At 67.9% G+C, this 8,517-nt stretch carries 12 protein-coding genes; 8 read left to right on the plus strand and 4 right to left on the minus strand.

The genetic code is table 11. The annotated features are described in order from the left end of the window. The first annotated feature begins 73 nt into the window (after window positions 1–73). Genes F8M74_RS01635 through F8M74_RS01645 form a run of 3 tightly spaced genes read left to right on the plus strand, consistent with a single transcriptional unit; the run spans window position 74 to window position 2,096 of the window. A complete protein-coding gene (locus tag F8M74_RS01635) occupies window positions 74–283 on the plus strand; it encodes a DNA gyrase inhibitor YacG (protein ID WP_141252786.1) in 210 nt (69 codons plus the stop codon). Then, on the plus strand, window positions 280–1,011 hold the full coding sequence (locus F8M74_RS01640) for a tyrosine-protein phosphatase (RefSeq protein WP_141252785.1): 732 nt from the start codon (window positions 280–282) through the stop codon (window positions 1,009–1,011). Before F8M74_RS01635 ends, F8M74_RS01640 begins: the two co-directional genes overlap by 4 nt. 17 nt (window positions 1,012–1,028) lie before the next feature. After that, window positions 1,029–2,096 (plus strand): lysylphosphatidylglycerol synthase transmembrane domain-containing protein, encoded by a 1,068-nt coding sequence (locus tag F8M74_RS01645; protein WP_011554425.1) that lies wholly within the window; start codon window positions 1,029–1,031, stop codon window positions 2,094–2,096. Between the two features lie 46 nt (window positions 2,097–2,142). Here F8M74_RS01645 and F8M74_RS01650 read toward each other — a convergent pair whose 3' ends face one another. From F8M74_RS01650 to F8M74_RS01660, 3 genes are all read right to left on the minus strand, one after another. Next, complete coding sequence (locus F8M74_RS01650; protein ID WP_141252784.1) at window positions 2,143–2,634, minus strand: hypothetical protein; 492 nt, start codon at window positions 2,632–2,634, stop codon at window positions 2,143–2,145. Window positions 2,635–2,721: 87 nt separating this feature from the next. Beyond that, the gene (locus F8M74_RS01655) at window positions 2,722–2,895 is read right to left on the minus strand and encodes a hypothetical protein (RefSeq protein ID WP_163884310.1); all 174 of its coding nucleotides are present in this window, start codon (window positions 2,893–2,895) and stop codon (window positions 2,722–2,724) included. After that, window positions 2,892–3,149: a ribbon-helix-helix domain-containing protein gene (locus F8M74_RS01660; RefSeq protein WP_141252783.1), complete on the minus strand. Its 258-nt coding sequence runs from the start codon at window positions 3,147–3,149 to the stop codon at window positions 2,892–2,894. The genes F8M74_RS01655 and F8M74_RS01660 overlap by 4 nt, the downstream gene beginning before the upstream one ends. A 381-nt stretch (window positions 3,150–3,530) precedes the next feature. On the opposite strand from F8M74_RS01660, the gene F8M74_RS01665 reads away from it, so the two are divergent. The 3 genes from F8M74_RS01665 to F8M74_RS01675 all read left to right on the plus strand — a co-directional run bounded on the left by F8M74_RS01665 (window position 3,531) and on the right by F8M74_RS01675 (window position 5,299). Next, on the plus strand, window positions 3,531–4,103 hold the full coding sequence (locus tag F8M74_RS01665; RefSeq protein ID WP_140793004.1) for a TMEM165/GDT1 family protein: 573 nt from the start codon (window positions 3,531–3,533) through the stop codon (window positions 4,101–4,103). A 119-nt stretch (window positions 4,104–4,222) separates the two neighbouring features. Continuing rightward, complete coding sequence (locus F8M74_RS01670) at window positions 4,223–4,753, plus strand: hypothetical protein (RefSeq protein WP_141252782.1); 531 nt, start codon at window positions 4,223–4,225, stop codon at window positions 4,751–4,753. Window positions 4,754–4,864: 111 nt separating this feature from the next. Further along, a complete protein-coding gene (locus F8M74_RS01675) occupies window positions 4,865–5,299 on the plus strand; it encodes a VOC family protein (protein ID WP_228559505.1) in 435 nt (144 codons plus the stop codon). Between the two features lie 22 nt (window positions 5,300–5,321). On the opposite strand, the gene F8M74_RS01680 is transcribed toward F8M74_RS01675, so the two are convergent. Next, window positions 5,322–6,146, minus strand: a complete 825-nt coding sequence (locus tag F8M74_RS01680; protein WP_141252781.1) for an aspartyl/asparaginyl beta-hydroxylase domain-containing protein — start codon at window positions 6,144–6,146, stop codon at window positions 5,322–5,324. Between the two features lie 205 nt (window positions 6,147–6,351). On the opposite strand from F8M74_RS01680, the gene F8M74_RS01685 reads away from it, so the two are divergent. Next, the gene (locus tag F8M74_RS01685; RefSeq protein WP_228559503.1) at window positions 6,352–7,713 is read left to right on the plus strand and encodes an MFS transporter; all 1,362 of its coding nucleotides are present in this window, start codon (window positions 6,352–6,354) and stop codon (window positions 7,711–7,713) included. Continuing rightward, the gene (locus F8M74_RS01690) at window positions 7,710–8,513 is read left to right on the plus strand and encodes a GNAT family N-acetyltransferase (RefSeq protein WP_011554416.1); all 804 of its coding nucleotides are present in this window, start codon (window positions 7,710–7,712) and stop codon (window positions 8,511–8,513) included. Before F8M74_RS01685 ends, F8M74_RS01690 begins: the two co-directional genes overlap by 4 nt. Window positions 8,514–8,517 lie beyond the last annotated feature (4 nt).

Raw genomic sequence — 8,517 nt, forward strand, 5'->3', positions numbered from 1 at the left:
CTCCCATGGAATGGCGGGCACGAAACATCCTGGCTCGCGAGAGCGTCAACGCTTATCTAGAACTCCGTCCATCATGAGCACCCTGACGTGTCCCATCTGCCAGAAGCCCGTTCCCCCGCGCGGGGAGAACGCTGCTTTCCCCTTCTGTTCCAAGCGCTGCCGCGCCGTGGACCTCGGCCGGTGGCTCGGCGAGGAGTACCGCGTCCCTGACCGGCAGGCGGATGAGCAGGAAGACGAGCTGCCCGCCGACAGCCACCCGTCACGCCAGCACGGCGACGCATGAGCGGCTTCGTCGACCTGCACTGCCATCTGCTGCCCGGCGTGGATGACGGGGCACGCACGCTGGAAGACGCGCTGGAGATGGCGCGTGCGCTGGTCGACCTTGGTTTCTCCACCGTCGCACCCAGTCCTCACGCGCGCCCCGAGTACGCCCCCGTGGAGGTGGTGGACGTGCGCCGTGCGGAGCTGGCGGAGGCCCTGGAGCGCGAGCGCATCCCCCTGGCGTTGGGGCGCAACGCGGAGAACGTGCTCGACGATGCCTTCCTGCGAGGCCTCAGCACGCCCCAGGCCCGAAAGTTGGGCCCGGGCCGCTACGTGCTCGTGGAGTTGCCCTACACCGCGCCCGTCCCCGCGCTGCCGGACATCCTCTTTCGCATCCGCACCAAGGGCGTGGTGCCGCTGCTGGCGCATCCCGAGCGCTGCCTGGAGTTCGAGCGGAAGGGCCGCGCCGCGGAGGCCGTGCGAGCCGGGGCACTGTTGCAACTGGATATCGGTGCGCTCATCGGCCGCTATGGCGGCACGGCGAAGAAGCTGTCCCGCGCCTTCCTGGACGACGGGCTCTATGCGGTGGGCGCCACGGACCTGCATGGGCCCGTGGGGGCCCGGGATTGGGTGGGACGCTCGCTGGCGGAGCTGAGGAGCAGGGCAGGGGAGGCGAGCTTCGCCCGTCTCATGAGGGACAATCCCGCGATTTTGTTGGCCGGGGAGTCACTGGAGTCCGACCCTGACTGACGGTATACCCGGCCGCTGTGAAACGTGCCGTCAAACTCCTGGCCAGCCTCCTGGTCACCTTCCTCTTCATGTGGTGGGCCTTCCGGGACACGGATTGGGCGACGCAACTGGCCAGCCTGAAGTCGGCCAACTACGCGTGGCTGGTGCCGTACTTCGGCTGCCTGTTGGCCATCCACGTCTTCCGCACCCTGCGCTGGGGCTGCCTGCTGTCGGGCCTGGAGCAGGTCCCGTTCCGAAAGCTGAATGAGGCGTCCGGCATCGGCTTCATGATGCTGCTGGTGCTGCCCTTCCGCTTGGGCGAGTTTGCGCGGCCCTTCCTCATCGCGCAGCGCAGTGGCATCCGCCGCAGCGCGGCCATGACGTCCGTGGTGCTGGAGCGCATCGTGGACGGCCTCTTCGTGGCGGCGATGCTGCGAGCGCTGCTCTTCTTCGTGCCCACGGAGACGCCGGAGATTCGCTACGTCAAGCTGGGCTCGTGGCTGATGTTCGCGGTGTTCGGCGGCGGTCTGGCGTTCCTCCTCTTCGGTCTCTGGCAGCAGCAGCGCACGGTGAATCTGGTGCGCGCCACGGTGGGCCGGCTGGCGCCGCAGGTGGCGGACAAGGTGGCGGACATCGTCGACACCTTCGTGGGCGCCATGCGGCAGCTGCCGAAGGGGCGGCAGGTCGCGCTCTTCTTCCTCTACACGGCGCTGTATTGGGGCGTGAATGGCGCGGGGATGTCCATGCTGGCCAACGCCTTCGACTGCTCGGGCGCGGCGCCCGGCACCGTCTGCGAGCCCATGGACCTGACGCTCTTCCAGGCCTACGTCGTGCTGGGCGTGCTGGTGGTGGGGCTGATGATTCCGGCGGCGCCGGGGATGATGGGCACCTTCCAGGCGGCGACGAAGGTAGGTCTGAGCCTCTTTCTTCCGGCCGCCGCGGTGAATGCCAGCGGGCTGGCCTACGCCAACGTCATGTGGCTGAGCCAGACGGTGCAGCAGGTGGGCCTGGGCCTCATCCTGCTGTCCATGGGGCACCTGTCGTTCAAGGACATCGCCGGCAAGCTGGATGACAAGGACGGCGAGGCGGCGGCACCTTCCGCCTGACACCGGGGCCGCATCCCGGCCCCGGGTGCCGTGTCGATGCGGCTTCCTACGGCGTGGGCGTCGACGCCTGCTCTGTCTCCGCCGGAGCGGCTTCCGTCTTCGCGGGGGCGGTGTCGCCGCTCTTGCCCGTCACCACGCCCTTCACCTTCTCCATGGCGGCCTTCGGGTCGATGTTGCCCTTGAGGGTGCCGAACGGAGTGTCGATGACCTGCTCCCGCTTCTCCGAGGAGGCGTAGCCCTCTGGCGCGCACAGGGCCTTCGAGGTGTCACGCACGGAGACGACGGGGGTGTTGATGGTGGTGGAGTCCTCGGACGTGGCCTTGGCGACGAGCTTGTCGTCGCGCATCAGCACGCAGCGGTCCTCGCCGTAGTACCAGGCCGTGGAGCTGTCCGGGAACTCCTGCGCGCGCGTGGGCCCTGAGCCCATGGCATCGACGACTTGATGGGACGACATGCCCGGGTAGAGCTTGTCGAAGCCGGAGGTGGCACAGCCGGCGGCGGCGAGCGCGAGCGCGGCGCTGACAATTGGGAGACGCATGGGGTGTGGGGCTCCTTCCGAAAAGGAATCGCGGAGCCTACCCCGGCGTCACGTCCGGCCTCCATGTGGGGGGCCGGACGCAGCGTGTCAGAGTTCCTGATCCAACCAGCGGACAATGGCCTCGCGAATCGAGGCCGGCCGCTCGGCGTCCAGGCGGGTGCGAAGCAAGCGGGCCGCGTCGGCGTCGCGCAGCATTGAATCGGGCATCAGCTCACGCGTGCGAGGAAGGGATGCGCGGGACGCGACTGCGGCAGAGCTCATGACTGGCCTTCCTCCTTGGGCGCGCCACGGCCGTACTTGCCGAGCAGGTCATCCACGGCCTCGCGCAGGTACTCGCTCTGGTGGATGCGGGTCCGCCGCGCCAGCTCGCGCAGCTTCTGGACCTGCTCCTCGGGGACCAGGACGTGGGTGGAGACGATGTCGCCGTCCGGGCCTCGGACGTCGACAGACACTTCCGTGGCCGCCGGGGACGACGGAGCCTCGGGGCTCAGGGGACTGGCGCTTCCATCCTGCATCGGACTTCCTCCGGGCGTGGCTGCTACAGGCCGCTACCTGCCTGTCCGCGGCATTAGGCGGGCGGACGGGCACGCCGTCAAAAAATGCGCCGGGGGCCAGGGGCTCGAGCCGTGCCGCAGCTCGCGTTGACAGAGCGGTATCGCGCTGCTACTTCGCCGCTTGCCTTAGGGGAGTAGTTCACGCCAGCGGCGCTGGCGGCGGGAAGCTCGACACACTGGCTGGAAACGGCCCGGGCCCCCACCTCGTGATGTTCGCGAGACGAACGAGACCTTCGGACAGGGATTGTCGTTTCTTCCTGGCCGAGGTCCGTCGTGTGCGCGTGCTGCCCTGGCGTCTCCCACGAATCTGAACCCCGGCCCTGTGGTTGCGAGGGAGTCGTCATGTTGGAAGCGCTCGTGGGTTCGTTCGTGTTGGTGGCCGCCAGTGAGATGGGGGACAAGACGCAGTTGCTCGCGTTCTCCCTGGCCACGCGGTTTCGCAAGCCGTGGCATGTGCTGGCGGGCATCTTCGTCGCCACCGTCGCCAATCACGCGCTGGCGTCCAGCGTGGGCAGCTGGGTGTCCACGCACGTGCCGGCGAAGTGGATGGCGCTGCTCCTGGCGGTGCTCTTCATCGGCTTCGGTTTGTGGACGCTCAAGCCGGACACGCTGGATGAAGACGGCGGCAAGCCGCCGCGCTTCGGCGCCTTCCTCACCACGGTGGTGCTCTTCTTCCTCGCGGAGATGGGGGACAAGACGCAGCTGGCCACCATGGCCGTGGCCGCGCGTTATCAGGCGCCCCTCACGGTGACGCTGGGCACCACGGCCGGGATGATGCTGTCGGACGGCCTGGCTGTGTTCCTGGGGGACCGGCTCGCCGGGCGGGTGCAGATGAGTTGGGTGCGATGGGCCGCCGCCAGCCTCTTCTTCATCTTCGGCGCCCTGTCGCTGTGGACGGCGCTCCGGATGTCCTGATGGCTGGGACGCGCAGTGCGAATGAGTCGATGTGACGGAGAAGTGTATTGCGCTTCATCACGGGAAAAGCTCCCATGTGAGAGGTCCGGGTTGACCCGGACCTTTCTTCAGGAGCTGGAATGCGTTCCCCCATTCGTTTCTCCGCGATGATTCTGATGAGCGCCCTCATGGGCGTGGGTTGCAACGGTGCCCAGCCGCAGGACCCGGCGGCCGAGGCCGAGGTGATTGCCGAGACGGCGGAAGTGAAGCAGGGCGCCGTGGGCGACGTGGTGCTGCGCTGTGACGAGTTCCAGGGCGGCACGCACCTGGAGGTCGTCCAGACGGCGACCGGCTTCGAGGCCGCGTACGTCTCCGAGGAGTACGACCCCTGGGATTGTCGCTGCACGTACACGAAGCGCGAGATTCTGGGGCAGTACAACCAGTGCCGCCGGTCCACGGTGGACCCGCGCATCATGAACTGCTTCCGCGTCGAGCCGAGCGGCTCGGTGGGCAAGGTGGTGCTGTCGACCACGCGCGTGCAGAAGACCCAGATGGTCATCGGCAGCAGCACGACGGTGAACTACAGCGAGCTGAGCGTCGCGGCCATCAACCAGGACCCGGGCCAGACGCCGCGCCGTGACTACGTCTTCCCGCTGAGCGACTGCCAGTAGTCGGTACCCGGGCCGGGGTGGCGGGTGTGCCCCGGCCCTTTCTCCAGGGGGCGATGATTTCGGGCCGCGAGGGACGTCTCATCCTCAGGAACCCCTTCCCTGGAGGTCGTCGTGGCAGCGCATGATTCGTTGAAGGCCCGTGAACCGGGCGGTCCCCATGTCATCGTGAGTCTCCCGACGCGAGACTTGGCGAGGGCCTTTCGGTTCTACCGGCAGGGGCTCGGCTTCGCCCTCATGGCCGAGACGGAGGGCGACGCGATGCCCGAGCCCGTCCACTTCCGGCTCAACGCGGGCGTCAGCCTGATGCTCATCCCCACGGGCGGGTTCGGCTGGGTGGCGGGCGGCAACCGGGTGGCGGAGCCGGGCGTCTCCGAGTGCATCCTGGGCCTGTCGCTGGAGACGGAGGCCCAGGTGGACGCGCTCATTGCCCGGGCGCGGGAGGCGGGGGCGGAGGTCCCGGCCCCACCGGGGAAGCAGCCCTGGGGGTACTCGGGGACGTTCAAGGACCCGGACGGCCACGTGTGGATGCTGGACGTGGCGGGCTGAGGGCGGGGCTTCCGGCCAGGCCTCAGTGCTCGAAGATTCGGCCATTCGTCGACCAGGGAGGGGTGTATCCCTGGTTGATGAACTGCCCCATCACCCGGCCGAGCGCGGTGATGGCCTCTCGCTCGATGGCGGTGAGGCCGGGGTGCCAGATGTCGAGCAGCAGGCAGACCCGAGGCCGGTCGCTGTTGTTCCACACCTCGTGCAGGAAGGTGTCGTCGAAGAACAGGGACTCGCCCTCCACCCATTCGCGCGTCTCACCGTCTACCCGGATCCGGCAGTCGGGCGGAACGATGAGCGGCAGGTGGCACGTGAGCTTCAGGTTCATCGTGTCGTGGTGCGGCGGAATCTTCGTTCCCGGGCCGATCACGGAGAAGAAGAAGGCGCCGCTCGGGCTGAACTGAGGGTAGAGCGTCTCCATCAAGGCCGCGCTGCGGGGGCAGGCCTCGCAATTCGTCTCGTTCCGCATGCCCTCCTTGAGCAGATAGAGCGACCCCCAGTCCTGCCGGTCGAGGGTGGGGAAGCGGCCCGGCATCTGCTCTTCGTAGGCCAGCAGTTCGCCCTGGTGCGCGCGCGTCAGGAATTCCTCGCGCAGCATCGGCGTGGCTTCTTTCAGGAGGCGGGCCAGGGATTCGAGCGAGGGGTACTCGGAGGCCGAGTACCAGCCGCGCGTGCCCAGACCCGGGAAGTAGAACAATGACGGGCGTTGCAGCGCCGGCAGCGGTGGGAGGGGCTGTCGCCCCGTGTTGATGAGCAGGGTTTCTTCCACACGCGCGAGCGCCTCACCCGCATGGGTTCGACGGAAGGGAATCATGGCCGCGTCGAGCGCTTCGATGATGGGATTGGACATGGGGTGCCGTGGAGAATTCTGTGTGGGTTGAATTCTTGAGAGGAAATTCCTGGGCGGTCTGGGGTGTCTTGCTATTCAGGTCGGGGTGGCTTCTATTGTCGTGGCTCTAGGTGGGGTGGAGTGTTTGTTTTGTCATTGAAGCGGGTGGTGTAATGGTTGTCAATGCAAGGGCTTGTCATGGCCGTCAAAGTGTCCAGCGGTGCCTGTGAGTTCTCCTGACGCCCCCGCCCATGCCGGGGAGGCCCTCGGCCGGGGAGACCCGGCCCTGGCATTGGCAGCCCTGCCCGGGGGGCCGCCCGCCGGCTTCGTGAGCCGGCCCTTCTGGCTGTTCTGGTTCTTCGAGAACATCTCCGTCGCCGGCCGATGGATGATGGAGATTGCGGGCGGTTGGCTGGTGGCCCGGCTCGCGGATTCGGCGGCGCAGGTCGCGTCATTAATCAGCATCGCCAGCATTCCGGTGCTGGTGAGCATGGCCTGGGCGGGGCAGGTGGCGGATCGCTACGACCGGCGGCGGACGGTCCTGCTGACGGAGGTCCTGGCGTGTGTCCTCGCGGTGGTCAGCGCCATCATGGTGCACGCGGAGCTCGCCACGCTGCTGGCCGTGGCGGTGTGGTTCGTCCTACACGGGGTGGTGGATGCCTTCAACCGGCCCGCGAAGCAGGCGCTGTCCGCGGAGCTCGTCGAGCGCCATCAGCTTTCGAACGCGGTCGCGATGCTGGGCATGTCGGGGTTCTTGGGACGCCTGGTCGGGCCCGCGCTGGCCGCCGCCATCCTGACGGTCGGGCCCCTCAGCCTGGTCTTCTTCGCGGACGCGGTCTCCTATCTCCCCTTGGTGGTGCTGCTGGTGGTGCTGCGTCCGCGGCCACGCTTGGATTCACCCCCACCACCTCCCCCGGAGGTGGCGCCGCGTGCGGCTCCAGCCCTGGGGGCGGCGCTGCGATTCGCGTGGGCGCGTCCACGGATGCGCGCCACGTTCGGCGCGGTGGGATTGATTGCCGTGTGCGCGCTGCCATTCCAGAACGTCTTCCTCCCGCTCTTCGTGAAGGATGCACTGCGAGGTTCGGCACGGGACCTGGCGCTGGTGCTGACGGGGGCGGGCTTTGGCTCGTTGCTGGGCTATGTCTCGCTTCTGAGGGGCCGCTCCAGCATGGGGCCAGGGCTGGCGGTGACCGCGCCCAGGTGGGCCGGCATGCGGCTCGTGTGCGCCCCCTTGGTGGTGGGACTGGCGCAGGTGGGCCTCTCCTATTCGACCTCGCCGCTGGGGGCCGCGGTCATGCTGGCCATCAGCTCCTTCGGCATCGCCACCCTGGCCGGGCTGACACTGATGTTCATCCAGCTCACGTGTCCCCAGGACCTCCAGGGGCGGCTGTTGGGCCTTCACAACATCCTGTTCGCGGTCGTCCCTCCCGCGGGCATCGTCATGGGCATGTTGACCCACTATGTCGAGCTGCGCGTCAGCATGCGCTTCTTCGGGCTGCTGTTCGCCGGGGTTTCGACGGCGTGGTTGCTGCTCGCGCGGATTGGATCCGCGGACCTCACGAGGGCGGAAGGAAACGGTGTCGTATGAGTGCCTCCAGTTCTTCAGACATCCTGGCGCGGTTCGAGAAACTCGTCCGGCGGCGCGCGGTGTCCTCCGACCCCGCGTGGCGCATGGAGAGCGGGGAGGGCTTCCTCCGGGCCCTCGGGCCTTCGCCATCCCCTTTTGACAATTCCCTGTGTTGGGCCCACACGGATGAAGAGAACGTGGAGGCGGTCATCGCGGCACAGATGGCGTATTTCCGCTCATTGGGGCGCGCCTTCATGTGGAAGGTCTACACCCAGGACAGCCCCAGTGATTTGGAGACGCGTCTACTCCGAGCAGGGTTCGAGGTTCAGGCGCACGTGACGCTGGTCGTGCTCGACACGGCCCGCTCGCAGCCCGCGACCGCGCTTCCTCCGGGCGTCGAAATCCGGCGCGTGGACGACGCCACCGGGCTCGCGGCGGCCATGAAGGTGCAAGAGGTCGTCTGGAGTCAGGACTGCCAATGGTTGCACGACGCATTGAAGGAGGAGCTGCGGACGCAGCCGGACACGCTGAGCATCTTCGTGGGGTGGTCGGAAGGACGGCCCGTGTGCTCCAGTTGGATTCGCATCGAGGAGGGGGCGCCCTTCGCCAGTCTTTGGGGCGGCTCGGTCCTCCCGGACTTCCGGGGCAGGGGCTTCTACCGCGCCATGGTGGCGGCGCGGGCCGAGGTGGCGCGTCAACGCGACATCGCGCACCTCTATGTCGAGGCGGGCGACATGAGCCGGCCCATCCTCGAGCGCCTCGGCTTCCAGGCGCTCTCCCAGGTGGCCAAGTGCATCTACCGTCCGCCTGGCGTCGCGTGAGGCG

Source organism: Myxococcus sp. CA023 (assembly GCF_010998615.1).
Classification (GTDB): domain Bacteria; phylum Myxococcota; class Myxococcia; order Myxococcales; family Myxococcaceae; genus Myxococcus.

Bases quoted from the DNA above. Each gene is read 5' to 3' on its own strand.
- F8M74_RS01635 (WP_141252786.1), top strand. From the start codon at position 74: ATGAGCACCCTGACGTGTCCCATCTGCCAGAAGCCCGTTCCCCCGCGC.
- F8M74_RS01665 (WP_140793004.1), top strand. From the start codon at position 3,531: ATGTTGGAAGCGCTCGTGGGTTCGTTCGTGTTGGTGGCCGCCAGTGAG.
- F8M74_RS01690 (WP_011554416.1), top strand. From the start codon at position 7,710: ATGAGTGCCTCCAGTTCTTCAGACATCCTGGCGCGGTTCGAGAAACTC.
- F8M74_RS01670 (WP_141252782.1), top strand. From the start codon at position 4,223: ATGCGTTCCCCCATTCGTTTCTCCGCGATGATTCTGATGAGCGCCCTC.
- F8M74_RS01680 (WP_141252781.1), bottom strand. From the start codon at position 6,146: ATGTCCAATCCCATCATCGAAGCGCTCGACGCGGCCATGATTCCCTTC.
- F8M74_RS01660 (WP_141252783.1), bottom strand. From the start codon at position 3,149: ATGCAGGATGGAAGCGCCAGTCCCCTGAGCCCCGAGGCTCCGTCGTCC.
- F8M74_RS01655 (WP_163884310.1), bottom strand. From the start codon at position 2,895: ATGAGCTCTGCCGCAGTCGCGTCCCGCGCATCCCTTCCTCGCACGCGT.
- F8M74_RS01640 (WP_141252785.1), top strand. From the start codon at position 280: ATGAGCGGCTTCGTCGACCTGCACTGCCATCTGCTGCCCGGCGTGGAT.
- F8M74_RS01650 (WP_141252784.1), bottom strand. From the start codon at position 2,634: ATGCGTCTCCCAATTGTCAGCGCCGCGCTCGCGCTCGCCGCCGCCGGC.